This is a genomic window from Pseudomonas sp. GW821-FHT11G12 (genome assembly GCF_058808055.1).
Genome location: NZ_JBXARH010000001.1, coordinates 1,555,240 through 1,580,788, shown reverse-complemented (window position 1 = coordinate 1,580,788; position 25,549 = coordinate 1,555,240). Strand labels below are relative to the sequence as shown.

29 protein-coding genes and 1 tRNA gene are annotated in these 25,549 nt (G+C 60.3%); 16 read left to right on the top strand and 14 right to left on the bottom strand.

What is annotated here, in order from left to right; genetic code table 11:
- Positions 1 to 163: 163 nt before the first annotated feature.
- From ybiA to AC1RR7_RS06975, 6 genes are all read right to left on the bottom strand, one after another.
- Positions 164 to 709: a riboflavin biosynthesis intermediates N-glycosidase gene (ybiA, locus tag AC1RR7_RS07000; RefSeq protein WP_493156799.1), complete on the bottom strand. Its 546-nt coding sequence runs from the start codon at positions 707 to 709 to the stop codon at positions 164 to 166.
- Between the two features lie 134 nt (positions 710 to 843).
- Entirely contained in the window at positions 844 to 1,644 is an 801-nt protein-coding gene (gene sseB / locus AC1RR7_RS06995; RefSeq protein ID WP_493156797.1) for an enhanced serine sensitivity protein SseB, read from the bottom strand.
- A gap of 135 nt (positions 1,645 to 1,779) precedes the next feature.
- Positions 1,780 to 2,001: a hypothetical protein gene (locus AC1RR7_RS06990; RefSeq protein ID WP_096821795.1), complete on the bottom strand. Its 222-nt coding sequence runs from the start codon at positions 1,999 to 2,001 to the stop codon at positions 1,780 to 1,782.
- 48 nt (positions 2,002 to 2,049) lie between these two features.
- Positions 2,050 to 2,457, bottom strand: coding sequence for a hypothetical protein (locus tag AC1RR7_RS06985; RefSeq protein ID WP_493156795.1), 408 nt, complete (start codon positions 2,455 to 2,457; stop codon positions 2,050 to 2,052).
- Positions 2,458 to 2,505: 48 nt separating this feature from the next.
- Positions 2,506 to 2,889 (bottom strand): hypothetical protein, encoded by a 384-nt coding sequence (locus AC1RR7_RS06980; RefSeq protein WP_192560758.1) that lies wholly within the window; start codon positions 2,887 to 2,889, stop codon positions 2,506 to 2,508.
- A gap of 102 nt (positions 2,890 to 2,991) precedes the next feature.
- Positions 2,992 to 3,079, bottom strand: a tRNA-Ser gene (locus AC1RR7_RS06975).
- 122 nt (positions 3,080 to 3,201) lie between these two features.
- Between AC1RR7_RS06975 and AC1RR7_RS06970 the strand changes: the two genes are divergently transcribed.
- Positions 3,202 to 3,873: a Bax inhibitor-1/YccA family protein gene (locus AC1RR7_RS06970; RefSeq protein WP_003224442.1), complete on the top strand. Its 672-nt coding sequence runs from the start codon at positions 3,202 to 3,204 to the stop codon at positions 3,871 to 3,873.
- 80 nt (positions 3,874 to 3,953) lie between these two features.
- Here AC1RR7_RS06970 and AC1RR7_RS06965 read toward each other — a convergent pair whose 3' ends face one another.
- Complete coding sequence (locus AC1RR7_RS06965; RefSeq protein ID WP_102622308.1) at positions 3,954 to 4,280, bottom strand: YceK/YidQ family lipoprotein; 327 nt, start codon at positions 4,278 to 4,280, stop codon at positions 3,954 to 3,956.
- A gap of 40 nt (positions 4,281 to 4,320) precedes the next feature.
- Positions 4,321 to 4,758, bottom strand: coding sequence for an Lrp/AsnC family transcriptional regulator (locus AC1RR7_RS06960; protein WP_007955121.1), 438 nt, complete (start codon positions 4,756 to 4,758; stop codon positions 4,321 to 4,323).
- A 139-nt stretch (positions 4,759 to 4,897) separates the two neighbouring features.
- Here AC1RR7_RS06960 and AC1RR7_RS06955 point away from each other — a divergent pair, with 139 nt between their 5' ends.
- Complete coding sequence (locus AC1RR7_RS06955; RefSeq protein WP_493156793.1) at positions 4,898 to 5,791, top strand: DMT family transporter; 894 nt, start codon at positions 4,898 to 4,900, stop codon at positions 5,789 to 5,791.
- A gap of 2 nt (positions 5,792 to 5,793) precedes the next feature.
- Here AC1RR7_RS06955 and AC1RR7_RS06950 read toward each other — a convergent pair whose 3' ends face one another.
- A complete protein-coding gene (locus tag AC1RR7_RS06950) occupies positions 5,794 to 6,834 on the bottom strand; it encodes an FUSC family protein (RefSeq protein ID WP_493156991.1) in 1,041 nt (346 codons plus the stop codon).
- A 46-nt stretch (positions 6,835 to 6,880) separates the two neighbouring features.
- Positions 6,881 to 8,506, bottom strand: a complete 1,626-nt coding sequence (locus AC1RR7_RS06945) for an NADP-dependent glyceraldehyde-3-phosphate dehydrogenase (RefSeq protein ID WP_096821799.1) — start codon at positions 8,504 to 8,506, stop codon at positions 6,881 to 6,883.
- A gap of 267 nt (positions 8,507 to 8,773) precedes the next feature.
- Here AC1RR7_RS06945 and AC1RR7_RS06940 point away from each other — a divergent pair, with 267 nt between their 5' ends.
- From AC1RR7_RS06940 to AC1RR7_RS06930, 3 genes are all read left to right on the top strand, one after another.
- Entirely contained in the window at positions 8,774 to 9,127 is a 354-nt protein-coding gene (locus AC1RR7_RS06940) for a c-type cytochrome (protein ID WP_273536539.1), read from the top strand.
- Between the two features lie 76 nt (positions 9,128 to 9,203).
- On the top strand, positions 9,204 to 10,532 hold the full coding sequence (locus AC1RR7_RS06935; protein ID WP_493156989.1) for a D-arabinono-1,4-lactone oxidase: 1,329 nt from the start codon (positions 9,204 to 9,206) through the stop codon (positions 10,530 to 10,532).
- A gap of 74 nt (positions 10,533 to 10,606) precedes the next feature.
- Complete coding sequence (locus AC1RR7_RS06930; RefSeq protein ID WP_493156987.1) at positions 10,607 to 11,815, top strand: DSD1 family PLP-dependent enzyme; 1,209 nt, start codon at positions 10,607 to 10,609, stop codon at positions 11,813 to 11,815.
- 3 nt (positions 11,816 to 11,818) lie between these two features.
- On the opposite strand, the gene AC1RR7_RS06925 is transcribed toward AC1RR7_RS06930, so the two are convergent.
- From AC1RR7_RS06925 to AC1RR7_RS06915, 3 genes are read right to left on the bottom strand one after another with little or no spacing between them, the layout of a single operon-like run.
- A complete protein-coding gene (locus AC1RR7_RS06925) occupies positions 11,819 to 12,091 on the bottom strand; it encodes a bacteriocin immunity protein (protein ID WP_096821803.1) in 273 nt (90 codons plus the stop codon).
- Positions 12,088 to 12,345, bottom strand: coding sequence for a bacteriocin immunity protein (locus AC1RR7_RS06920; RefSeq protein ID WP_273536536.1), 258 nt, complete (start codon positions 12,343 to 12,345; stop codon positions 12,088 to 12,090). The genes AC1RR7_RS06925 and AC1RR7_RS06920 overlap by 4 nt, the downstream gene beginning before the upstream one ends.
- Complete coding sequence (locus tag AC1RR7_RS06915) at positions 12,342 to 13,664, bottom strand: pyocin-S2/colicin E7-DNase domain-containing protein (protein ID WP_493156790.1); 1,323 nt, start codon at positions 13,662 to 13,664, stop codon at positions 12,342 to 12,344. Before AC1RR7_RS06915 ends, AC1RR7_RS06920 begins: the two co-directional genes overlap by 4 nt.
- A gap of 277 nt (positions 13,665 to 13,941) precedes the next feature.
- Between AC1RR7_RS06915 and AC1RR7_RS06910 the strand changes: the two genes are divergently transcribed.
- The 11 genes from AC1RR7_RS06910 (at position 13,942) to AC1RR7_RS06860 (ending at position 24,594) form a co-directional block, all read left to right on the top strand.
- Entirely contained in the window at positions 13,942 to 14,559 is a 618-nt protein-coding gene (locus AC1RR7_RS06910) for a transposase (protein WP_371858329.1), read from the top strand.
- A 55-nt stretch (positions 14,560 to 14,614) separates the two neighbouring features.
- Positions 14,615 to 16,210 (top strand): ShlB/FhaC/HecB family hemolysin secretion/activation protein, encoded by a 1,596-nt coding sequence (locus tag AC1RR7_RS06905; protein ID WP_493156788.1) that lies wholly within the window; start codon positions 14,615 to 14,617, stop codon positions 16,208 to 16,210.
- 14 nt (positions 16,211 to 16,224) lie between these two features.
- Complete coding sequence (locus tag AC1RR7_RS06900; RefSeq protein ID WP_273536531.1) at positions 16,225 to 18,024, top strand: MotA/TolQ/ExbB proton channel family protein; 1,800 nt, start codon at positions 16,225 to 16,227, stop codon at positions 18,022 to 18,024.
- An 11-nt stretch (positions 18,025 to 18,035) separates the two neighbouring features.
- Positions 18,036 to 18,461 (top strand): ExbD/TolR family protein, encoded by a 426-nt coding sequence (locus AC1RR7_RS06895; protein WP_096821810.1) that lies wholly within the window; start codon positions 18,036 to 18,038, stop codon positions 18,459 to 18,461.
- A 3-nt stretch (positions 18,462 to 18,464) separates the two neighbouring features.
- Entirely contained in the window at positions 18,465 to 19,169 is a 705-nt protein-coding gene (locus AC1RR7_RS06890) for an energy transducer TonB family protein (RefSeq protein ID WP_493064735.1), read from the top strand.
- A 39-nt stretch (positions 19,170 to 19,208) separates the two neighbouring features.
- Positions 19,209 to 20,906 carry a putative porin gene (locus AC1RR7_RS06885; protein ID WP_493156786.1) on the top strand — a complete coding sequence of 566 codons (1,698 nt, stop codon included), beginning with the start codon at positions 19,209 to 19,211 and terminating at the stop codon, positions 20,904 to 20,906.
- 17 nt (positions 20,907 to 20,923) lie between these two features.
- Positions 20,924 to 21,553, top strand: a complete 630-nt coding sequence (locus tag AC1RR7_RS06880; RefSeq protein ID WP_192560768.1) for a DNA repair protein — start codon at positions 20,924 to 20,926, stop codon at positions 21,551 to 21,553.
- Between the two features lie 29 nt (positions 21,554 to 21,582).
- Entirely contained in the window at positions 21,583 to 22,050 is a 468-nt protein-coding gene (locus AC1RR7_RS06875) for a YbjN domain-containing protein (protein ID WP_041475252.1), read from the top strand.
- Complete coding sequence (locus tag AC1RR7_RS06870; RefSeq protein WP_493156783.1) at positions 22,047 to 22,994, top strand: peptidylprolyl isomerase; 948 nt, start codon at positions 22,047 to 22,049, stop codon at positions 22,992 to 22,994. The genes AC1RR7_RS06875 and AC1RR7_RS06870 overlap by 4 nt, the downstream gene beginning before the upstream one ends.
- 39 nt (positions 22,995 to 23,033) lie before the next feature.
- A complete protein-coding gene (locus AC1RR7_RS06865) occupies positions 23,034 to 24,011 on the top strand; it encodes a LysR family transcriptional regulator (protein WP_102622316.1) in 978 nt (325 codons plus the stop codon).
- A 67-nt stretch (positions 24,012 to 24,078) separates the two neighbouring features.
- The gene (locus AC1RR7_RS06860) at positions 24,079 to 24,594 is read left to right on the top strand and encodes a GNAT family N-acetyltransferase (RefSeq protein ID WP_493064736.1); all 516 of its coding nucleotides are present in this window, start codon (positions 24,079 to 24,081) and stop codon (positions 24,592 to 24,594) included.
- Here the strand turns inward: AC1RR7_RS06860 and AC1RR7_RS06855 are convergent.
- Positions 24,584 to 25,543 carry a halovibrin HvnC gene (locus tag AC1RR7_RS06855; protein ID WP_493064737.1) on the bottom strand — a complete coding sequence of 320 codons (960 nt, stop codon included), beginning with the start codon at positions 25,541 to 25,543 and terminating at the stop codon, positions 24,584 to 24,586. The two genes, AC1RR7_RS06860 and AC1RR7_RS06855, sit on opposite strands and share 11 nt — an antisense overlap.
- Positions 25,544 to 25,549 lie beyond the last annotated feature (6 nt).

Genomic DNA, 25,549 nt, shown 5'->3' with positions numbered 1-25,549 from the left:
GGCCAGATCATGGAACGGGCCGACTACTGGAAACGACTCATGGATTTACGTCCACGAAAGCGAGCATGAGAGGCGCTGGCGTAAGTCGCATGATGACTGTTCGCTAGATCGGTCGCGGTGTTCACCACCGCGACTGGATCGCTAGAGTGTGATAGTGGGTGAATCAGCTTCCGTCGCGGACCTGCATCAGCGCGAACCCCAGCAGATTCAGGCCTTGCCACAGGTTAGGGTTCCTAGCGTTTTCGTGGTCCTGGGCGAGCCCGATGCCCCAGATGCTATCAACCGGGCTTGCCTCAACGATGATGCGCGAACCGGTGTCCTTGAGGAATGCATTCAACTCCGGGTTCTGAGAGAACTTGGCCTGGTTGGCCCGGACGACAATTGCATATCGGTGTTGCAGCCAATCCTGTTCGTTGAATCCACGCACGTTGCGGCCAAGCGCTTTCGCTGCATTGGGGGTAGGCGCCAGGAGCACTTGAGCACGAACTTCCTGATCGCCGAACAAGGCGGCCTTCTCGGCCATCATGAAATGCTCGGCAGTCGCGTAGCGTTGCCCGTCGACAGCGAATTCGGCCTCGAACCACTGGCTGAAGCACGACGCTGTAACGCCGCTCTTGCTTCGCTGGTGTCCCCAGAAAAACGTAAATTCAAGCGCCTCTCCTGAGTTGAAGCGGGAGCGGAGGTCTTCCAGATACTTTGAATCTTGCAATGAGGTTTCCTCGGCAATTGGCTTTGCGGTGGGAGATTTAGTATGACGAAGCAGGGTAAATTTCGATCGATGGGATTACTTGTCTTTGCTGGTGCACAGTTTTCTCGGCACCGTTAACACGGCGTTGTGCTCTGTCACGCCTTGCCAAAGCCAAACAATGAGCGCAGCCAGCCTGCCGACTTCCGTTCATAGAAGGGGGTGGTTTGCTTGAGGAAGTAATCGCCAAGGCCTGGATCACCTTCTTGAACGCGGTACAGGTCCACGGGTTCGCCATCCGGAGCGGTGTCCCCGGCAACGTTGCCGGCTTCAAGCATGACCCGTTCAATATCGCCGTCCGCTTCGATACCAATGACCAGATGAGGCTTTTGATCGGACGATGCGTCATGCATCAACGCCAGAAACGCACGCTTCACGTTGTGATGTTTGGCGAGTAATTGGGTGAGCGAGTTGACCATCTTCGCGGGATATTGCGATGGCTGCCCGAGCAGCACTTGAGTGTCTTTTTCGACCGTGCGCTGCGTCGGCTTTTGGCCGATCTCGTCGCAGAGCAAATGGCGCACTTCCTCCGGGAAGAACTCTTTCCCGTAAGGAGACTTTGGATTTAGGAAAAGAGGGGTGCCCTGTGTGATTTCAAACAGCGATCTGGCCGGGATCTCGATGTAGGACTCTTCGCTGTCTATGGATTTCAGTAGCGTTTGCAACGAAGAAAAAAACGGGATGACCGCGGTGCCGTCGGGCTTTTGCCAATGCGCGATGCTGATGTTGCTGCCAGCCTCAAGGTTGACTTGACCTTCGCCAGTGTCGGTCGTACCAAGAATGTAGATAGTGGAATTCAACAGTGTCTTGAAAAACTCGGGTCGGTGTGCCGGCTCATCCGCCGCCAGCCTGAGTGACTTTTCGAGGGTGTTTTCTTGTTGGGTATCCATGATGTCCATCGGCAGTTCCATCAAAACAGACAAAAAGTGAGTAGCAAAGCGTGCGCAGTTTTTCACGCTGCTGTGAAAACGGGAAGAACACAAGGCTGATGAATCTGCAGCACAAGGACCCACACCACGTGATCTGCTTTGCCTTCACTTCATTCGCGCACCATAGAAGTGGTTGAGTAGTATCAGCTCAACCACAGCTACAAATACGCACAGCACGAGAAAGCCAGGACTGAAGACACGCTTGCGGCCGGATGAGCTTATATCCATCCAGTTAGCGCCTGAATCGCCGGAAGTCAGCAGCAGGAACGCTATCCAGGCACAGGCCCAGACTTTGCCCCAGAAGCCAAGATTTCTGAAAGAAGTCATCCGTGTTTTTCCGTATGCCGCTTGATTCGGCAGATGTTTATCTGTTGGTTAGGCTTGAGAAAATAAAGGGGGCCAGTCCTCATAGAAAGAGCCGCCTATAGGGATCGGGTTGCCATCCATGTGGTATGCAGCCCATGCCAGTAGGTGTGCCATGCGTTCTGCACCAACTGGCGACAGTCCGCAAGACTCTATAACTTCGCCTAGTCGTGCTCGGCAAACATCGAGGTGGCGTCGAACGCCTGAAAACCCGCCAAGATAGAGATAGAACTCGTCGAGAACGATACCCACGCCTGGAATACCATAGGTGCCCGCTACACCTGGTGCCTCGTCGTATATGGCCTTCACATCATGACCTTCCAGGATCGCAACCGCGGTTAGTACCTCGCAAAAGGCATCTTTCATGCTGTTGCTGACCCAGAGGTCATAGCTGTTGCCAATAATGATGGGCGCGCCCATGAGTCTTATCCTGATTTTGCTAATGGAACGATAATAAAGGTTTTTATTTTAAGGAGAGGGTGCGGGCGCTTTTCTCCAGACGACAGGCGAAAGTAGAACTACCGCTATAAGAAACGCCACCTGAGACAGGTAGAACAGCTCCAGCCACTGGTGATTCATGGCAACGTAGTAGGTGTTGTGGGCGACGTCCGCCAGAATAATTGCTGCAGTCAGGAAGATTCCAGCCCTGGGCTTTATGAACAGCAGCAGCGCTGCCAGCGGGTCCAGAAACGTAAGCGCTGCCCAGAAAATGCGGCTGGCCCAAAGAGTGCTCGGCCCATATCCGTAATCCCAGAACAGCCCATGCTGGAAATCCGCTCGAATGTGATTGGTAGTCGCCACCAAAAGACAGCAGGCGAACAGAATTCGGATGGCGAATGACAGCCTTGTCATGGATTGCTCCGTTTTCTGAAGGACCGCCATGATGACCGCAGAATTTTCAGAACACCAGAAACGACAAAGCCCTGAATAATCAGGGCTTTGTCGTATCAAATATGGCGGAGGCGATGGGATTCGAACTCATGGACCTGTTACAGTCGACGGTTTTCAAGACCGTTGCCTTAAACCACTCGGCCACACCTCCGTTGCGTTGCGGGCGCCATAATACCTGAATGAAACACACTGTCAAACTCTGTGCATGGCTTGTTACAGAGCGTCTGTTATGATCTTTGCGACTGAACGTTTCAAACCAACAGGAGTGTCGCCATGCGCGAACAGGATTACGCAGTTCACAACAGCGTGCAGGCTGAGCAGCTAGAGGTTAGCCGCGTCCTGCGCAACACTTATGGCCTACTGGCGCTGACTCTTGCATTCAGCGGCGTGATGGCTTTCGTAGCTCAGCAGATGCGTGTTGGCTACCCGAACATTTTCGTGGTGCTGATCGGCTTCTACGGGCTGTTTTTCCTCACCAACAAACTCCGTGATTCGGCCTGGGGCCTGGTGTCCGCGTTTGCCCTGACCGGTTTCATGGGTTTCCTGCTCGGCCCGATCCTCAACCGTTACCTGGGCATGCAGGGCGGCGCTGAAGTGGTCAGCTCGGCGTTCGCGATGACTGCACTGGTGTTCGGTGGTCTGTCGGCCTACGTGCTGATCACCCGCAAGGACATGAGCTTCCTCGGTGGTTTCATCACCGCCGGTTTCTTCGTGTTGCTGGGTGCCACTCTGGCGGGCATGTTCTTCCAGATCAGTGGCCTGCAACTGGCGATCAGCGCAGGTTTCGTGCTGTTCTCGTCGGTCTGCATCCTGTTCCAGACCAGCGCCATCATCCACGGCGGCGAGCGCAACTACATCATGGCGACCATCAGCCTGTATGTATCGATCTACAACCTGTTCATCAGCTTGTTGCAGATCTTCGGCATCATGAGCCGCGACGACTGATTGGTTTAATCGGCGTTAACGAAAAACCCGCGAAAGCGGGTTTTTTGTTGCCTGCGAAAAAGCGGGCAGGGCTCAGGCGATCAGTTGATCTCTATGCTGCCGTCGGCGTGTTGCTTGTAAATCGTGTAGGGCAGCAGAAACGTATCCAGCACCCCGGAAACGGCTCCGTCGACCACCAGCCCGAGGGACGGGTTCTTGTAGTTGAACGCATCGACGTCATCCGGTTTTTCGGCGTGCAGCATGCAGAAGTCGTACGTCACCCCACTGTAGATGCGCGGTACGGCGCCGCAGTAGGTTCTATTTGCCTTCAACTGATCCACGTTCGCCTTATCGCTGAGTACCACGGTCTGTATGGTCCCGCAACCAGCCAGCATCAATGCCGCCAGTATCACCGCCTGAATTTTCATGCCGCGAATCCTTCGCCGGAAAAACGCCAATCTACGCTTCTCACGCCATCGGCGGCAATCGTCGTTTGACCGGGGTCTTCTTGACGATCGCGGTGTTGGTTTCGGCCAGTGTATTGAGTCGATCGAGCAAGGTATCCAGTTGCTCCATCGAGCGCACATGCAGGCGGGCAATGAAGCAATCTTCGCCGGTCACCTTGTCGCACTCGGTGAACTCGGGAATCGACATAATTTGCCGTTCCACTTCCTGCAACTGCCCCGGCAACGGCCGCACCCGGACAATGGCCTGCAACTGGTAGCCGAAGCACTTAGGATCGATCTCCACGGTGTAGCCCTTGAGCACGCCGCGCTCTTCAAGGCGCCGCAAGCGTTCGGCCACGCTCGGTGAAGACAATCCGCTGATTTGCGCCAGCGCCTTGAGCGAACGCCGGGAGTCTTCCATCAAGGCCCCGATCAGGATCTGGTCGATATCGTCGGTCATACAAAAATCTCCCGCATTAGGCGAATGATGCAAACCACCCTTGATAAAAAAGGCAGAAATCGAGTTTAGCCTGCTTTTTGCGCTGGAGAAGCCCCGGTCTCGCTTGGCATACTTTTGCCACACATTAAGGAGATTGATGATGGACAAAACAATCCGTCGCGGCTCATTTGAAATGACCGCTGCCATGCTGATATCCGGGACGATCGGCTGGTTCGTGCTGGTGTCAGGCCAACCGGTGCTGGACGTGGTGTTCTGGCGCTGCGTATTCGGCGCCGGCACCTTGCTGCTGATCTGCGCGGCGTTCGGTTTCTTGCGTCCGGGGATTCTGACGCGCACCACGTTCCTGCTGGCGGTGCTCAGTGGCATGGCGATCGTCGGCAACTGGGTGTTGCTGTTCGCCTCCTATTCCCGGGCGTCGATTGCCATCGGCACGGCGGTGTACAACGTACAGCCGTTCATGTTGGTGGGTTTGGCGGCGCTGTTTCTTGGCGAGAAGATCACCCTGCAAAAGCTGTTCTGGCTGGGAATTTCCTTCCTCGGCATGTTGGCGATTGTCAGTGCCCACGGCGAGCAAGGCGAGGGCGGCAATGACTACCTGATGGGGATCGCCCTGGCCCTTGGCGCGGCATTGTTGTATGCCATCGCCGCGTTGATCATCAAGCGCCTGACCGGCACGCCGCCACACTTGATCGCGCTGATCCAGGTCTGCACCGGGGTGTTGATGCTCGCACCGTTCGCTCACTTCAGCGCGCTGCCGCAAGCGCCCAGTGCCTGGGCGAGTCTGGTCACGCTGGGCATCGTTCACACGGGCCTGATGTATGTGCTGCTCTATGGGGCGATCCAGAAACTGCCGACTGCACTGACTGGTGCGCTGTCGTTCATCTATCCGATTGCGGCGATTTTCGTCGACTGGTTTGCCTTCGGCCATCAACTGCAAACCCTGCAATGGGTAGGCGTGGCGGCCATCCTGCTGGCTGCCGCCGGGATGCAACAGGGCTGGGGTTTCAAGTCGCGACGGTTGACGGCGCAGTAACCTCAGATGTTCCAGCGCGGCGCGGTTTTCGCCAGGCGCTGGCGCATTTCGCCGATGTTGGACGCCAGTTGCCGGGTCAATAGACGGTAACCGTCCAACGGGCTGTAGAGCGGGTCGTCGAAGCTGGCGTCCGGTAATTCCACCGGGCGCCCGAGACGCTGGGTTGCACCGGTTTTCAGGGCCCGGGCCATGCCGATCAGTTGCACGCGAATCTGCCGGTGCTCGGCCTTCAATGCCGATTGCAGATGCGCCATCGCTTCAGGATCGTTGGTGTCCGGCCGAGTATTGCCGAGGATTTCCAGGGTGCTGATGCACATGCGCAGGTTGCGCTGGATCGCATCCAGTTCGGTCATCGATACCTTCACTTCCTTGGACACCGACGGCATCAGTGAGCGCAGTTGCACCATCACCGTGTTCAACCGGCCCATCAGTTTCAAGTGTTCATCGGCCGAGACCGGTTCACCGCTGATGATCCGCCCGTACACCGTCGCGCAATCGCGCAATGCGTCGGCCAGGTTGTAGCGCCACGAGTACACCGCATACAGCGGCAGGGCGAAGGAAAAGGCCAGGGCCAGGGCGATACCGATCAGGATATCGACCCCGCGCCACAGCCCGTCGGTGATCGGATTGTCGCCATGCCCGGCGACAATGAAAACGGTGATGGCCGAAAGCAGGGCGGTGTAACCGCCCTTGCCGATGGCGTGATACGAGAAGAATCCGCAAACCACCGCCATTGCAAAATAGGTCAGCCACGGCAGACCGAGCCATGCCTGTTGCGCCACCAACAACAGGCCGACGCCGGCGCCGATCAAGGTGCCGGTGGCGCGTTCGGCGGCTTTCTTGCCGATGTTGCCGTGGTGCTGCAAACCACCGATGACCACCAGCATGGTCACCGACGCCCACTCGCCGTGGGGCAGGTTGATGCCGGTGGTCAACAGAATCGTCGCCAGCAACCCCAGCGCCACCCGCACCGCATGAATCAACCGCGCGTGTCGGTAGCGACGGTACGGGTCCAGCAGCGGCCGCAGTATCCGCCGCAACAGCGGCGGCCAGCGGTGGGGGCTGAAAGTGCTCAGCGGTGATTCCTCCTTAAAAGATGTAATCGGTCGCGATGAAGTTTGAATCCCGTCCGCGAATGATTTCGCTGATCAGATCCTTGTTGGGTTCCTGGAACTTGGTCGCCACCAGCGTACGGATCGAAAACACCCGCAGCGCATCGTGTACCGACAGCGTGCCTTCGGCGGAGTTCTTGCGCCCGTTGAACGGGTAGGTGTCCGGGCCGCGCTGGCACTGGGCATTCAGGTTGATACGCCCGACCTGGTTGGCGAAGGTGTCCACCAATCGGCCGACGGCCACCGGGTTGGTGCCGAAGATGCTCAGTTGCTGGCCGAAGTCCGATTCCAGCACGTAGTCGATCACGGTATCGAGGTGACGGTACGGCACGATCGGCACCACCGGGCCGAACTGCTCTTCCTGATACACGCGCATCTGTGGCGTCACCGGGTACAGCACCGCCGGATAGAAGAACGACTCTCGCGACTCGCCGCCATTCGGGTTGACCACTTGGGCGCCTTTGCTCTGCGCGTCAGCCACCAGGCCGTGCAAGTAGTCGACCTTGCCCGACTCCGGCAGCGGCGTCAGCGAAACCCCGCTGTCCCACGGCATGCCCGGTTTGAGGCTGGCCAGTTTGGCGTTGAATTTCTCGATGAAGCTCTCAACCACGTCTTCATGCACAAACAGGATCTTCAGCGCGGTGCAACGCTGGCCGTTGAACGACAAGGAACCGGTGACCGCTTCACTGACCGCGTTATCCAGATCGACCTCGGGCAGGACGATGCCGGGGTTCTTCGCATCCAGCCCCAACGCGGCGCGCAAACGGTGCGGTTTCGGGTGCAGTTTCTTCAGGTCGCTGGCGGCCTTGTTGGTGCCGATGAAGGCGAAGATGTCGATCTTGCCGCTGGCCATCAGCGCACTGACGGTCTCGCGGCCGCTGCCGTAGATCACGTTGATCACGCCGGTCGGGAAGCTGTCGCGGAAAGCTTCGAGCAATGGACGGATCAGCAGCACGCCGAGCTTGGCCGGTTTGAACACCACGGTGTTGCCCATGATCAGCGCTGGAATCAGCGTGGTGAACGTTTCGTTCAGCGGATAGTTGTAAGGGCCCATGCACAGCGCCACACCGAGCGGTACGCGGCGGATCTGGCCGAGGGTGTCCTGTTCCAGCTCGAAACGGCTGGAGCGGCGGTCGAGTTCTTTCAGCGCATTGATGGTGTCGACGATGTAGTCGCAGGTGCGGTCGAACTCTTTTTCCGAGTCCTTGAGGTTCTTGCCGATTTCCCACATCAGCAGTTTCACCACGGCGTCGCGCTGTTGGCGCATGCGCCCAAGGAAGGCTTCGACGTGCTGGATACGTTCGGCCACGCGCATGGTCGGCCACAGGCCCTGGCCCCGGTCGTAGGCGCGCACGGCGGCGTCGAGGGCGGTGAGGGCGGTCTCGGCGTCCAGCAGCGGCGTGCTGCCGAGGATCACTTGTTCGTCGCCGTTATCACCCTTGAGATAGACCGGGCTGCGCACGGTAGCGAGCGGGCCGTCCCAGCGGCGCAACTGGCCATCGACCAGGTATTCGCGTTGTTCGACCTGACCGTCGAGACGGTATTTTTCCGGGATGTCGCTGACAGAAGGGAACAAGTTGCCAAGGATGTTTGCTGTGGTCATGTCGCTACCCTGCTTGCCAATTGAAAAAGTCTGTACAGGTTATACGCCTGAATGCGCTGAAATTTAAACCCGCAAATGTCACGCGAATGTCACTCAAAGGCGCAGGGCAGAGGGGTCAACAAGATTCCCACCTTTTATTCGATCCCGAGTCGCATCCCAACTGTCCCCGTTTGCCCCCTTCACTGGCCCGCAATGCCCTCAACCCGCCGCCGTCGCTGCCTTAAGGTGTGATCACAACAATAAGTGGCACCCCACGCGAGGATCGTTATGCGGGCATCCCGAATCACGTTGCTGCTGATGCTGGTCACTGCGCTGGCCGGCTGCGGCGAAGACCCCAAACCCCCGGCCAGCACTAACAACGCCATGCCCAAAGACCCGGCGCTGGCGCAGATCTACGCCAACAGTTGCCAGCTCTGTCACGCCAATCCTGCCGCCAACGCGCCGCTGACCGGTGACCGCAAGGCCTGGGAGCCGCGCATCCAGCAGGGCGTCGACACGCTGCTCGACCACGCCATCAACGGCTACAACGGCATGCCGCCGATGGGCCAGTGCGTCGAGTGCTCGGAAGAACAATTCCTTCAGTTGATCGGCTTCATGGCCGACCAGCCGCTCCCACAATAAGGATCCTGGCATGCGGATAGATCTGACACGCCGGCAGTTGTTGCAACGGGCAAGCATCGTCGGGGCGTTCAGCGCGCTGGCCTCCAACCCGGCGCTGGGCCAGTTGATGCGCGCGCCCCGGCTGATTCCCTGGCGCAACTGGTCGGGCGGACAGAGTTGCCTGCCGGCGGCGCGGGTGGCGCCGAAGAATCTGGATGAACTGACGTCGGTGATTCAGCAGGCACCGGGCAAGATTCGCCCGGTCGGCTCGGCGCATTCCTTCAGCGCATTGGTGCCCACCGACGGCACGTTGTTGTCGCTGAGTTACTTCAACGGCCTGCTCGATCACGACCCGAAAACCTTGCAGGCCGAATTCGCCGCCGGCACGCCGATGTCGCGCATGGGCACGCCGCTCAAGGACATCGGCCAGGCCCTGCAAAACATGGCCGATATCGATTACCAGACCCTCGCCGGGGCCATTTCCACCTCGACTCACGGCACCGGAAAATCCTTCCAGTCCTATTCGGCCCACGTCTGCGGGATGCAACTGGTGACGGCCAGCGGCGAGGTGCTGGACTGCGACAGCCAGCGTCATCCCGAAGTGTTCAACGCCGCCCGTGTGTCCCTCGGCGCGTTGGGCGTTGCTACCAAGATCCGCCTGCAAAACCGCCCGGCCTATCGCCTGCGCGAACGCCAGTGGATCGCCAAGACCGAAGAACTGCTGGAAGACATCGACAAGAACACCCGCGAAAACCAGCACTGGGAAATGCTCGTCGTCACTCATTCCGACTACGCCTTGTCGATCGCCCTCAACGAAACCACCGACCCGCCCACGCCACCGATCCCGCCTGAAGAGGAGGGCGGCAACGAGTTCGTGACGCTGATCGAGAAGATCGACAAGTACGGCAGCGACTTCCCGAACCTGCGCAGTTCGCTGCTCAACAGCCTGCGGCATCTGGCGAGTTTCGATGACCGGGTTGGCGACTCGTTCGACATCTACGCCAACGTGCGCACGGTGCGCTTCAACGAAATGGAATATTCGGTGCCCGCCGAGCAGGGCCCGGCATGCCTGCGCGAGATTCTCAAGCTGATCCGTGACAAGGACCTGCGCACCTGGTTTCCCATCGAGTACCGCTACGTGAAGGCCGACGACATTCCGCTGAGCATGTTCGAGGGCCGCGACAGCTGTTCGATCTCGGTCCACCAGCATTACCAGATGGATCACCACAACTTCTTTGCCGCCGTCGAGCCGATCTTCTGGAAGTACAACGGCCGTCCGCACTGGGGCAAGTTGCACACACTCAATGCCCGCACGTTGCAAACGCTCTATCCGCGCTGGCAGGAGTTTATTCAGGTGCGTCAGGCGCTGGACCCGAGCGGCAAGTTTCTCAACGGGCATCTGTCGTCGATTCTGGGGGTGAGCTGATGGCGGTCAATCGACGTAATTTCGTGCTCGGCACTTTGGGTGTCGGTGCCTTGTTGGTGGGCGTTGGTGCATGGCTGCGGCCGGGGGATCGCGGCGGGCCTTACAGCGAATATTTCCGGGCGCTGAACAATGAGCTCAAGGAAAAAGGCCCGATGCGCCCGGTGTTGCTGATCGATCTGGATCGGCTCGATCACAACATCGATGTGGTGATGCGCTCGGTCAAACGCACCGGCAAACACCTGCGGTTGGTGGAGAAATCGTTGCCGTCGCCGGGGCTGCTCAGCTACATCGCTCAAAGGGCAGGGACTCAGCGACTGATGTCGTTTCATCAGCCGTTTCTCAATCACGATGCACAGGTTTACCCGCAGTCCGACATTCTGCTCGGCAAGCCCTTGCCGGTGCGCTCGGCGGAGCTGTTCTACCAGACCCACAAAGGCCCGTTCGACCCGGCGAAGCAACTGCAATGGCTGATCGACAACCCCGAACGCCTGCAGCAATACCTCGCGCTGGCTCAGGGTTTGGGCACGCGGATGCGGATCAACATCGAGCTGGACGTCGGCCTGCACCGTGGCGGCGTCAGTGATCTGAACGTGCTCGGGCAGATGCTCGCGCTGATCGCCGCCAACCCGCAACACCTGGAGTTCGCCGGGTTCATGGGCTACGACCCGTTCGTGGGCATGGGCGTGCCGGGGATGCTCGGTTCGCCCGAAGAGCTGTTCGCCAAGGTGATGGTGATTTATCAGCGCTGCGTCGACTTTACCCGGCAGCAATATCCGGCGCTGTGGCATGACGGCTTGTGCCTGAACACCGCCGGCAGTCCGAGTTACCGCATGCACGAAAACGAAAATCTCAGCAGCGAGGTGTCGGTGGGGACGGCGATGCTCAAGCCGACTCATTACGATCTGCCGTCGCTGGTCGAACACGAGCCTGCCGCGTACATCGCCACGCCGGTGTTGAAAAGCACGGGGGCGGTGAATATTCCGGCGCTGGACGACAAGTCGAAGCTGTTTTCGTGGTGGGACGCCAACCAGCGCCAGACGTTCTTCATCTACGGCGGCAACTGGATGGCCGAGTTCGAATCACCGCCGGGCCTGCAGAGTAACGGTGTGTATGGCCGAAGTTCGAATCAGGAGATGGTCAATGGCTCGAATGCCGTCGGGCTGACGGTGGAGGATCAGGTGTTCCTGCGACCGACCCAGACTGAAGCCGTCCTCCTGCAATTCGGTGACTTGCTGGCGGTACGTGGCGGCAAGATCGTCGATACCTGGCCGGTGTATACATGAAGGTTAGTCGGGTTTGAATCCCGGCAGGCCTTGGGATATGCGCCATTCTTTTATGGTTCGGGTTATTCCTTCCGCTGAGTCATCGGCCTCGGGCAGCGGACGATAGATCAGGTTCATCTTCTCCGGATGCCCGACAATCTTGTTGAAGTGGCGAACCAGCAAGTCGGCACGCGCATCCGTAGATGCCTTGTCTTCTTTGAAAATCTCATCCACAAAACTAATGAATTCATGTTCTGTGTAATCAGAAATGCTGGCTTTGATGAAGGAGTCATTCATTCTTGCTTGAATCCCGGTAGCCCTCGAAATGAACGCCATTCTTTCAGGGTTCTTGTGATTCCTTGCGCAGAATCATCCGCACCGTCATCCGGGTAGAAAATCAGGTCGGAGCCAGCAGGGTGTTCGCAGATTGTATTGAAGTGGTGCACGAGCGAGTTTTCGTCCTCTTCGCTTTCCTCATTCCCCACGATGCGTTGTAGCAACTGGATGAACTCGGCTTCCGTGTAGTCAGTAATGCTGGTTTTGGTGTTCATTGCTTCTTCTCCTTATGAATTTCCGCGTGGCGCTTGGGCGTCATCACGGCAAGGTTGTCGACGTCGTAAACGGCGCCACCATTCTGAATATGTTCAATATGATGTATTTCATATCGAGAGTTTTCGCCGTTGTGCTCTGTCCTGGGTGCAAAAGGTGCTCTACCGTTCAAGAGTTTGCTTCTATTGACCGGCTTGAATTGATCGAGGAGTCCGGGATCAAATCCTACAGTCGTCCAAAACGCCTTCCTGAACTCATCGAAATCTCTGAATCGCTGCCCTCGCAACTGATCAGCAATCCGCGTCGGTATCGGAGCACCCAACCCATTGCTAGCCCCCACCAACCAAGTCCCCTCAACATCCTCACCTACCCCCGTCACAACCCCCGGCTCATACCGCGTACTGAGCACCACATAAATCGGTGCCAGCCCCGCATCCGCCGGAAACCAGACGATCGCGTCGTGATAATCCGGCGGATGCTGCGGATTGACGAGGATGCGGTCGGTCTTCTCGCCCGGCGGATAGACCCAGATCGTCGGCAGCGGCGGGGCGCCTTCCAGGGCGGGGATGGGGGGCGCGTCGTCGGGATTGGCGGCAGGTGTCCAGATCAGGCCGATGCCGTGGCCGAGGTCGGCGACGAAGTGTTCGCCTTCTCGTTGCGCCTTGATGACCGGGACGAACTCCCAGTCTTTCTTGCCACCCGTGTAGAAGCCGTAGGCGCTGATTGAGCCGTCGGGCAGTGTCTTGGCATTGAAGCGCACACGGGTGCGGCCGCTGGCGAGTAGTGCGTATTGTTCGGTTGTGTAAAAAGCGCTGTCGGACGAGGTATCCGTGTTGGGGATCAACAACGCCAGCGTGCCGACGGTACTGGCGCCGCTCAGCAGGCTGAGCCCGAGTGACCCGCCGAGTCGTTGGGCCAGCGCTCGACCGCTTCCGGAGCCTGCCACCCATTTCAATGGCACGCCTTCAGCGCTGATCGGCACCTGGCTGCCAAGAACGGCCCACTGACCGTACTCGGCCAAGCGTTCGGTCGGGATGAAACCGGCCGGATTTTTGTGATCTATCACGCCGTCCGGAAGGTTGCAGCTTTTGGCGAACACACAACCCCGGCCGGGCGCTTGCGGACGCTGCTCGACCTGGCGCAAGTGCCGATCTTCATACGCCTGCTGGCGGGCGATCATTGCGTCGTAGGTCGCTTCTCGGGCTTTGAATTCGGCGAACTCGGTCGACGTCATGTCCCGTGGGACAAGCCTGCCGTGTCCGGCGCCGCCATTGCCGCCCCGGTCTTCCCAGACCTGGGGAATGTCGTTGTCCCGCGCCATGGTTGTTTTTCTGCATGTAACCGAAGAGGCGCGAAACCTAACCGGGCGGCCCCTGACCTGGCGTTAGGACGTTTCCTAAATGCAGCGCTGAAATTTCCTGTTTCGCGGTGTTACTGCGGCTTCCTCAATCCTCAGTGGATTTCTGTAATGAAGCTTTTATGACAAAAGTTCGGTAGCACATCGCCAGTCCGGTCATGCCTATGTAACGCGCTTGAGGGGCCCTTTGGGCGCTTTTCACAAGCCGAGGCGGGACGCCGGGAGTGAGGCAATGGGGACTATGGAACGCTACTCGAAAGTGGGCATGCAGGAACTCGATCAACGCCTGTCGAAGATCGTCGAAGCCGCGCGCAAGAAGCCGGTTTCGGTGTATCGCTACGGCGCGCCGTGGGTCTGGATCGTGTCGCAGGATGACTGGCAGGGCGCCTTGAAAGAGGTCTCCAGCTACATTCCCCCAGGGCATTCGCTGGTGCTGCTGCGCCCGCAGATCGACGACCTGTTCGACGCTCACAGCGATCTTCTGCACGACCTCAACGCCCAGCCCGGCATGCTGATCCCGGCGCAAACGGTCATGCATATCCTGCTCCTGCAACTGCTGTATTCGGTGCCCAGCGAGCAGCAGCTCTACGAACAGCTCAATTACAACCTGCTGTTCCGCTGGTTCGTCGGCCTGGGCCTGAACCAGAAAGTCTGGAGCTTCAACGTCCTCAGTCGCGACATCGCCATGCTGCTCAACGAGCCGCGTGCGGTGCAGCTCATTCAGAAAATCATCGGTGAAGTGTTCTGCGGCGCGCTGCTGCAAATGCCCGAGTTCTCCTTGAACTTCGCGCTGCTGCACACCTGGCTGGGCAAACACACCGGGGCCTGCACTTCAGCAATCAAGAACGCCAGTAACTGACGCACACGCAAGGCGCATGAGCGCCAACAGGTCATCGCGAATTTCAGGGGGTAGTGTGGATCAGATTTTCACGTCACGGCTGGCGCTGTGGGGCTGGCTGCTGGTGACGGCCGGCGCGCAGCCGGCGTTCGCCGAGGAGGCCGAAAACACAGCGGCGCAGCGTCTGGTGGACGTCAACGAATACTTCGTGCGCGGCAACACCGTGCTCGATGCGCGGGCGATCGAAGAAGCGGTGTACCCGTTTCTCGGCCCGCAAAAAGCCTTGAGCGACATCGAAGGCGCGCGGGACGCCTTGCAGAAGGTCTATCAGGAACGCGGCTATCAATCGGTGTTCGTTGAACTGCCGGAGCAAGCGGTGGCCGACGGCATCGTCTACCTGCAAGTCAGCGAAACCAAGGTCGGCCGGGTACGGGTGGTCGGCGCCAAACACTATTCGCCGCTGGACATCCGCGACAACGTTCCGGCTCTCAAAGAAGGCGAAGTGCCGGACTTCGCCAAGGTCCAGGGCGAACTGGCGCAACTCAACAAGACCCCGGGACGCCAAGTGATGCCGCTGGTTCGCGAAGGCCAGCGCCCCGGCACCATGGACGTGGACTTGCAGGTCGAAGACCAGAACCCGTGGACCGCCAGCGTGGGGCTGAACAACGACTACAGCGCCGATACCGAAAAACTCCGCGCCGTCACCAGCCTCGGCTACAACAACCTCTGGCAACTCGGCCACAGCATCAACCTGACTTACTTCACCGCGCCGCAGGACACCGACAACGCCAAGGTCTGGTCGGGCTCGTACACCGCGCCGTTGACCGACCGCTGGAGCGTGCAGTTCTCCGGTTACCAGTCCGACAGCAACGTCGCCACCATCGGCGGCAGCAACGTGCTCGGCAAGGGCCATTCCTACGGCGTGTCGGCGATCTACACCATCCCGTCCAGTGGCAACTGGTCGAACTCGCTGTCGGCCGGCATCGACTTCAAGGACTTCGACGAACGCCTGACCCTGTCCGGAGAAAGCGACAAGGTGCCGCTGAAATACGCGCCGTTCACCTTCGCCTACAACGGCTATCGCTACACCGAAAAGAGCCAGCTCGGCCTCGGCCTGAGCCTGGTTGCCGCCACCCGCAGCATCTTCGGCTACGGCAGCTCCGACGAAGACTTCGACTACAAACGCTACCGCGCCAACCCGAGTTTCGCCGTGCTCAAGGGCGATACCAACTTCACCTGGACCTTCGACAGCGACTGGCAGAGCGCAAGCAAAGCCGCGTTCCAGCTGGCGTCGGGGCCACTGGTTTCCAACGAACAATTCTCTGCCGGCGGCGCGACCTCGGTACGCGGTTATCTGGCCGCCGAGCGCACCGGTGATGACGGCGTGCTGCTCAGTCAGGAAGTCCGCACACCGTCGCTGGCCAAGTACGCCGGCACCTGGATGCAGGACTGGCGCTTCTACGCCTTCGCCGAAGGCGCGCAACTCTACCTGCGCGACGAACTTCCGGACCAGGACGCCAGTTACGCCCTGGCCAGTGTCGGTCTCGGCACCCGCGCCAGCCTGAGCAAATGGCTGTCCGGCAGCGTCGACTGGGGCTTCCCGCTACTCGAAGGGCCGAACACCTCGAAACAGGAATCGCGCCTGCACTTCAACCTTCAGGCCACTTTCTAACAAGGAGCACTTCCATGCAGCGCCTCTTCCTTTCGTTGTTGATCTGCCTGGGCTTCGTGCTCCCGGCCACGGCTCAGGCCTGGTGGCAGGACGACTGGCATTACCGCAAACAGATCGCTGTCGACACCACGCCGCAGGGCGCCGGGATCAATCAGGCCCTCGGCCGCACCGCGCTGCTGGTGCGCCTGCACACCGGTAACTTCACGTTTGATGGCGTGAAAGAGGACGGCTCGGACCTGCGCTTCGTCGCGGCCGATGACAAGACCGTTCTCAACCACCAGATCGAAAGCTTCGATGCGCTGATGGGCATGGCGCTGATCTGGGTCGATGTGCCGAATGTCGAGGGCGGTCAGCGCCAGGACATCTGGATGTACTACGGCAACCAGAAGGCGCCGGCGACCGGCAACGGTCAGCTCACATTCGATCCGAATTACACCGCGCTCTATCACTTCGAAGGCGCCACCGGCACCCCGGCGAAAGACACCACTGCCTACGGCAACACCGCGCAGAGCGCGACCGGCGCCGCCATCGACGGCGTAGTAGGGCGGGCCTTGCAGTTCAGCGGTCAGCCGTTGCTGCTGCCGGCCAGTCCGTCGTTGCAACATAACGCTGGCAGCGCCTTCACTTTCAGTGCCTGGCTGAGACTGGATCAGGCCAACGGCGAACAACTGATCCTGGCTCGCCGCGAAGGCGCCAACAGCCTGCTGGTCGGTGTGAACCAGGGCGTGCCGTTCGTGGAAATCGACGGCCAGCGCGCCGTGGCCACACAACCGCTGAATCCGGGCCAATGGCAGCACGTTGCGCTGACCGCCGAAGGCGCGAAAGTGACGCTGTACATCAACGGCCGCGAAGGCGCGGCATTGGCCCAGGCGATGCCGGCGTTCAATTCGGTCATGGCCATTGGTGCTGATCTTTCCCCGAGTGCGTTCCAGCCGTTTGTGGGCGCCATCGATGAACTGCGCCTGTCGAAAGTTGCCCGTCCGGCGCCGCTGTTGCTGGCCGACGCCACTTCCCAAGGCGCCGAGTCGAAACTGGTCGCTTACGGTGTCGATGAAGAACAGTCCGGCTACGGTTTCGGCAGCCTCGGTTTCCTGCTCAACGCCGTACCGGTCGATGCCTGGGTGATCATCGCGGTGCTGGTGCTGATGATGTTCCAGTCGTGGATCATCATGCTGCGCAAGAACCGCACCCTCAGCCGAGTGACTGCGGCCAACGAAGACTTCCGCGTGCAATTCGCCAAGGTTGGCACGCGCCTGGAGATGTTCGCCGACGACGCGCAACTCGCCCAGCGTTTGCAGCACTCGCCGCTGTGGCGTCTGTACCAAGTGGCGGTGAAAGAGATCCGCACCCGCCGCGAGCAGGGCGCCGATACCTCGTCGGTTTCGGCGGCGACCATCGAGGCCATCCGCTGCTCGATGGACGGCGTGCGCACCCGGGAAAACCAGCAACTCAGCTCGAAACTGTCGACCCTGTCCAACGCCATCGCCGGCGGCCCGTACATCGGCCTGCTCGGCACCGTGCTGGGGATCATGGTGGTGTTCCTCGGCACGGCCATGGCCGGCGACGTCAACATCAACGCCATCGCCCCGGGTATGGCCGCAGCCTTGCTGGCCACCGCCATGGGCCTGTTCGTCGCGATCCCGGCGCTGTTTGGCTACAACCGCCTGATCACCCGCAACAAGGAAGTCAGCGCCGACATGCGCGTATTCGTCGACGAGTTCATCACCCGTCTGGCGGAGATGCACGGCGAAGGCCAGTCCAGTGAAGCGGCGCATCAGCGCGGTCATCACGCCAACCATTCCGTACCGGCCTGAGGAGCACTGACATGGCGTCCGTAAATGCCTCCCACGACGATGACGAAGATGCCGCAGTGGACAGCATCAACATCACGCCACTGGTGGACGTGCTGATGGTGGTGCTGGTGATGTTCATCCTCACCGCCACCGCGCAGGTCTCCGGGATCCAGATCAACCTGCCCAAGGCCAGCGCCGCCGTGTCGCTGTCCGAGGCCAAGACCAAGGCGATTTCGGTCAACGACGGCGGCCAGGTGTTCCTCGACGCCTACCCGGTGACCTTGCCGGAGCTGGAAGAGCGCCTGCGCATCGAGAAGGCGCAGAACCCGGACTTCCCGGTGATCGTGCGCGGTGACGCTACGGTGCAGTACCAGAAGGTCATCGAAGTGCTGGATCTGCTGCGCCGGCTCGAACTGTCCCAGGTCGGTCTCGTCACCGGCAAACCGAGCCAGGGCTGAGTCATGACTGCACAACTTCCGATCGAACCGCTGCCGGTGAAGAAGTCGCCCTTGCGCTATGCGAAGTGGGGCGCCGGGCTGGTTCTTGCCGCACTCGCCGCGTGGTTCCTGTGGCAGTGGGCCAACGACATGAGCGGCATCCGCCGCGAAGCGCCGAAAGTGCCGACGATCATTCCGTTGCCGCCACCGCCACCTCCGCCGCCGGAAAAACCGCCGGAGCCGGAAACCCCGGTGGAAGAAAAAATCGTCGAGCCCGAGCCGACACCCGAGCCACAAGAGGTCAAGCCCGAGGAAGAAGCACCGCCATCGCCGGCGGACGACCTGGCCAACCCGATGCAAATGGACGGCGACGCCCAGAGCGGTAACGACGCCTTCAACATCGGTGCGGGCAAGGGCGGCGGTATGGCCGGCGCGGGCGGTGGACGTGTGGGTAACGGCACCTACAGCCAGTTCCTGGCATTCACCTTCCAGAAGCTGCTGCGCGAGAACCCGGACCTGCGCAACCTCGCGTTTTCGCTGCAGGCCGATGTGTGGCTGAGCAGCGTCGGCGAGATCACCCGGGTCGAGCTGATCAAGTCCAGCGGCAACCCCGAGATCGACAGTCAGGTGCTGGCGGCCTTGCGTAACGCGCCGCACCTGAGCGAACGGCCGCCGGCCTCCATCACCTTGCCTGTGCGCATGTCCCTGCAAGGGCGGCGTCCGGGTTAACCGAATTCATAAAGCTGTATGAAAAGGAGTTGTGTGCAGATGATTTCCAACGTGAATCGATTGTCCCTGGCGGTCGGCATGGTCATCGCGACCCTGGTCGGTCAGGCCGCGGCAGCGCCTGCGCCCTCGGAGAACGCCACGATCAATCTGATCCGCTTGCTGGTCGAGCAGGGCATTCTGAAACAGGACAAGGCTGACGCACTGATCGCCCAGGCCCAGAACGAAGCGGCCCAGGCCAAGCAGGCTGCGGCGTCTACCGCCGTGGCGGCCGGTCCGGTCGCCGCACCGGGCGATGTGCGGGTGCAATACGTGCCGGCCGCGGTGCGCGACCAGATCCGTGATCAGGTCAAGGCCGAGGTCATGGCCACCGCCAAGCAAGAAAACTGGGCTGCGCCCAACACCTTCCCGGACTGGGCGTCGCGCATCAGCTTCGACGGCGATATTCGTCTGCGTGACGAATCGCGCTATTACTCGGGCAGCAACAGCAACGAAATCGTCGACTTCGCCAAACTCAACAACAACGGCCCGTACGACGTGAACCCCAACAGCAGCACCGCATTGCCGCCGTTGCTCAACACCCGTGAAGACCGTACCAACCTGTTCCGCCTGCGCGCCCGGCTGGGCATGAAAGCGGTGATTTCGCCGGAATGGACCGCCGGTATCCGCATCGGCACCGGCTCGGACAACAACCCGGTGTCGACCACCCAGAGCCTTGGCGGCGGCTTCGCCAAGAAAGACATCTGGCTCGATCAGGGTTACCTGACCTGGAAGCCGTCGGATGAACTGACCCTGACCGGTGGCCGGTTCGCCAACCCGTTCATGTCCACCGACATGCTGTATTCCAACGATCTGAACTTCGACGGCGTGGCGGCGATTTTCGACCACAAACTCAGCAGCGACTGGGGCGTGTTCGGCACCATCGGCGCGTTCCCGGTGGACTACACCAACGACACCACCACCAGCAACGGCTTCGACAAGGAAGAAAGCGACAACAAGTGGCTTTATGGCGGGCAGGTCGGCGCCAAGTGGGCGATCAACAGCAACAACCGCTTGAAAGGTGCTTTGGCTTACTACCGCTTTCAGGACATCCAGGGTCAGCGCTCCAGCCCTTGCGAGCCGTGGGCCGGCGCGCCGGGCTGCGACAGCGACGGCACGCGTGCCGCATTCATGCAGAAGGGCAACAGCGTGTTCCTGCTGCGTGACATCACGCCGAACCCGCTCAACCCGAGCACCACGCCGCAGCCGCAATTCGTTGGCCTGGCTTCGGAGTTCAACCTGCTGGACCTGAACCTGGTGTGGGACGCCGACCTGCCGGAAGACTTCAAGCTGCGCACCCAGGGCAACTACATCCACAACCTCGGCTACGACGAAGGCGACATGCGCAAGCGTGCGGCCGGGCAACTGGTCAACAACCTCGACAGCAACGGCAACATCGAAAGCGGCGCCAATGCGTGGATGGTCCAGTTCACCCTCGGCAGCGCGCTGGAGCTGAAGAAGCAGGGCGACTGGAACCTGTTCGCCGGCTACCAGTACATCCAGCCTGACGCCTTGCCGGACGGTTTCAACGACTCGTCGTTCCACCTCGGCGGCACCAACGCCAAGGGCTATTTCCTGGGTGGCAACTACGGTCTGGCGAAGAACGTCTACGCCACCGGCCGCTGGATGAGCACCGAGGCGGTGTATGGCGCGCCGTTCGACATCGACGTCTTGCAGCTCGAGATCAACACGCGCTTCTAAGGCGCCGGGAGAGGGTTATGAACGCGCGATTTTTAGTGTTGGGTCTGGGCTTGATAGTCGCCAGCGGGGCCAGCGCCGAAGGCATGGAGGAACGTCTGCGCACTCAGTTGCGCAGCACCACCCAGCAGCTGCAAACCCTGCAAAGCCAGCAGGCCCAGGCCAGCGCCGCGCAGCTGGCGGCGCAGAACGAAGCCAAGGCAGCGCAGGCGCAAATCAAACAGTTGACCGCCGAACTGGCCAAGGCCAAAGGCGTCGCCGAGCAACTGGCCGGGCAGCAGCAAAGTCTGTACAGCCAGGCTCAGGCGCAGGTGGCGGCGAGTAACGAGCAGACCGGCAAGTTCAAAAAGGCCTATGACGAGCTGCTGGTCATGGCCCGTGCCAAAGAGGCAGAACGGTCTAAGCTTCAGGCGCAATTGACTGAACGTGACACACAAGTGCAGCAATGTTCGGTCAAGAATCAGCAGATGTACGGAGTGGCCAAGCAGATTCTCACCGCCTACGAAAACATCGATGTGGCCGAGGTGATGAAAATCCGCCAGCCCTTCGCCGGGAGCGCCCGGGTCAAGTTCGATGAACTGGCTCAGGGCTTCGGCGATGAGCTGTACAAGACTCAATTCGATGCGCCGCAAGCCGCGATCGCGCACTGATTAAAAGACTCATAAACAAGGAAGAAGTAATGACTCAATTGATCTCCCACGTCTCCCCGCAATCCCTGACCGACGTACTGCAAGCCGCCGGTTATCGCGTCAACCAGACCGAACAGAACGGTATCGTCCAGTTGCTCAGCGCCAGTCAAGGCATCGGTTACGCGGTGCGTTTCGGCAACCCGGCGGTGGCGGAGCAGGGCAGCTACGTCGACTTCACCTTCAGCTGCGCCTTGCGCGTGCAGGGTGAGTTGCCGGCCGGTGTGGCCGAGCAGTGGAACGCGACCCGCCGGTTTGCCCGGTTGTCGTTGCAGGGCGAGTTTCTGGTGATGGAAATGGACGTGGTGGTGGCCGCTGGCGTCAGCAGCGATTACCTGCGCGGCAACCTGGAGTTGTGGGATCGCCTGCTTCAGGAATTCATCGTGTACCTGCGTGATTTCACCCAGAACGCTGCTGCCACCCAGGCTCCAAAGGTTGAGCAAGAGGAAGTCGCGCTGTGACAAAACCTGCCATGGTAATCAGCGCCGCTGCGGTGGCGCTGTTGGTGGTGGCCGTGGCGCTGGTGGTGCGGCCGGGCAATGACCCGGTCGCCGCCCAGCAACCGGCGCCGGTCATTGCGGCGAATGCCGGGCCGGCGGTGGCGCGGCTGGGCAATCAGCAGGTGTCGCCGGAGGAGTTGCAGGCGCTGCTGGCGGCCGTACCGCCGCAGACCCGCGAGCAATTGCGCGGCAATCGTGAAGCGCTGGAGCGCTGGATTCGTTCACGCCTGGCCGAAAAGGCCGTGCTGGAACAGGCCGATGCCCAAGGCTGGGCGCAGCGTCCGGACGTGGTACGGCAGACCCGTGCGGCCACCGAGCAGATCGTGTTCCGCGACTATTTGCATTCGGTGAGCAAAGTGCCGGCGGATTACCCGAGCGCTGCCGAGTTGCAGCAGGCGTATGACGCGGGCAAGGCCAATTGGCAGACGCCGGCGGTGTATCGGGTGAGCCAGATTTTCCTCGGCGTGAATGAGCCGCAGAATCTTGAAGCCGTACGCAAGCAGGCAGCGGAGTTGAGCAAGAAAGCCCAGGCGAGCCCGGCGGAATTTGCAGCGCTGGCCAAAGAGTTTTCTCAGGATCGCCTGACCGCTGAACGCGGCGGTGACACAGGGTTGCAGCCGTTGCAGCAACTGGTGCCGGAAGTGCGTGGTGCGGTGGCGCGGCTCAAGGTCGGCGCGGTCTCCGAACCGGTGCAAAGCAGCGCCGGGTTTCACGTGATCAAACTCACCGAACAGCAACCGGCCCGCACCGCGACCCTCGACGAGTTGCGCGACCAACTGACCCAGGCCTTGCGTGCCCAGCGTCAGGAACAGATCGCCCAAGCGTATCTGGACGGGATGCTCAACACCGCGACCCTGAGCATCGACGGGGCCGAGCTCAACAAGGTGCTGGAGACCAAACCTTAAGCGCTGCACACCAAAACAAAGATCGACAGGGAGTCATCGATGTCATTCACCGAACCCGCAGCACGACAGAGCAGCGCCGATTTCCGCTGGCCCCGGGACAAGGAAGAACCCTGGCCGGCGCACGCCGCGACCCTCGACGGCGACGTCGCCCAATACTTTCTGGTCAGCGCCCGTTGCGGCTGCTTCATGCAGGCCGCCCGCAGCCTCAACGTGCGCTCGACCCTGCTGCGCAAACAACTGGCGCAGCTTGAACAGCAACTGCAATGCGCGCTGTTCAGCTTTCAGGGCAGCGCCTTGACGCTGACCCGCGAAGGCCAGCAATTGCAGGCGCAACTGGTTGCCCTGGCCCACGAACGCAAATTGCCGGTGATCGAGCAGCCGCTGATAAGGCTGGCCGTCGCCGAATCGATCCTGCATGACATCCTCGGCCGCGACCTCATCGCACTGCTGCGCCGCAACGCCAGCGTGCGCCTCGAAATCATCGCCCTCGACAGCGAACTGGCCCTGCGTGCGGTCAGTGCCGACATCGTGCTGTGGCTCGCCCATGGCGACACCCCACATCCCGGCCCGACCTTCGCCACCAGCGAACCGCAACGCCTCGCGCAACTGGAATATCAGCCCCACATTGCCAAACGCTACTCCCGCGTGACTGCACGCCCGGAAAGCCCGGATGACCTCGCCGATTTCATGCTGGTGCAATGGCAGCATGACCGGCAGATCGACAGCTTCCGCCCCTGGAACAATCTCGTCGAGCAGCGCTTGGCTGGCGTGGTGCAGATGCAGTCTTATGAACTGATGCTGGAGATGATTCGGTGCAGCGCTTGCATCGGACTGTTGCCGATGTACATGAGCCGATTTGATCGCGGGTTGGTGGCGTTGCCTGGTTTGTTTGAGGAAGCGATGCGGTTGCAGGCGTGGCTGGCGGTGAACAGCGAATCGCAGGACGTTGGGGAAGTGCAGACCTTGGTGGAGTTGATTCAGCGAACGTTCAATGAGCGGCAGGAGTGGTTCGAGTAGGTCTCGCCAGAATCAGTTGCGCCGGTTTACAGTGACCGGCCACGCACTGGTCCAGGAGGGATCTTTCATGCCTGAGCACAACCCCGCCATTCACCTCGAACGCTTCAGCGAGTCCCACGTCGAAGGCGTCACCGCGCTTTACAACGACCCGGCCGTGACCCGGCAGGTGTTGCAGATGCCGTTTCAGTCTGCCGAAATCTGGCGCCAGCGGTTGATGCCGGAAAACGAACGCATGGTGAAACTGGTGGCGCTGCATCAAGGCGTGGTGATCGGGCATCTCGGGCTGGAGGCTTTTTCGCGGATTCGCCGCAGTCACGCCGGCAGTGTCGGCATGGCCGTTGCGGTGGCGTGGCAGGGCAAAGGTGTCGGTTCGAAGTTGTTGGCGGCGGCGCTGGACGTGGCGGACAACTGGATGAACCTGCACCGTGTCGAGCTTTCGGTGTACGCCGACAACGAGGCGGCCATCGGGCTCTATCGCAAGTTCGGCTTCGAAACCGAAGGCCTGTTCCGTGATTACGCCGTACGCGACGGACAATGGGTCGATACCCTGAGCATGGCGCGTCTGCGTCGGGTCACGGCTTGACCAACTGATCCGACTCTACGTACTGGAACGTTGCCTCAGCGGCAGGCGTCGACGGCGGAAACAAGCGAATCACCGGCACCCAGATTCTGGCGGTCGTGGAATCGTAAAAATCCTTCTGATTGCCTTGTGCCTCTGCAAGCCCGGCATTGGTGCCGCCGGCTATGAAGAAAAACGCCATGAGCGGGAGTGTGTCTTGCAGGTTCTGTGGCCAGGTCTTGATCACGATTTCATTCTGTGCGGAGAAATGCGCAGGCATCTGGCTCAACATTCCCCTTGCGCGTACCGATTGATAGAAGGGCACGCCAGCAGGTCTGCCGGTGGCCTCGGAAACGTCAAACCCGCATTGGCGCAAATGATGACTGTTGGGTGAGGTGTCCCATACATTCTTCCATTGTTCGGCGGTGGCAACCCCGGCACTCTGGCAGCGCTGACTCGTAGCAGGAAACGAGACATAAGGGCCGCAGGGCGTTGTTCGGTTCCAGGTCCAGCCATCTATCGGAAACGAGCAAAGCACATCGAGATCGACCTTGTCCCCGGGGGCGCCGAAGATCGGGTACAGCATGAAACCGTTGCCTTTGCCCCAGGCCAGGCGCCCAAACTTCGAGTCGGCCCTGAGGTAGGAAAACGAAACCCCTCCGTTTTTGACTGAAGTCGGACTGGGATTCCAGACATGATGGGTGTCGCCGGGATTCTTGTCCGTGACTCGAAAGATGATGCCGGAGCATAGAAACGCAGGTCGATTGTCGTTCTTGTCGCAGTTCGGAAACTGGCGGTTATAGAGCGTGTTCAACAATTCGACCACTTGGGGGCCGGTCATCGCAGCGTGCGGGTTGTTGCTGGCAATCTGTGGGAGCGTTGACTGGGTGTCGACCTGGGTACAACCGAGAAGTATTGCAATCAGTAGCGCTTGAACGATGTGCTTCACGCTGATTGCTTTCAGGCTGCTCATCTTGAA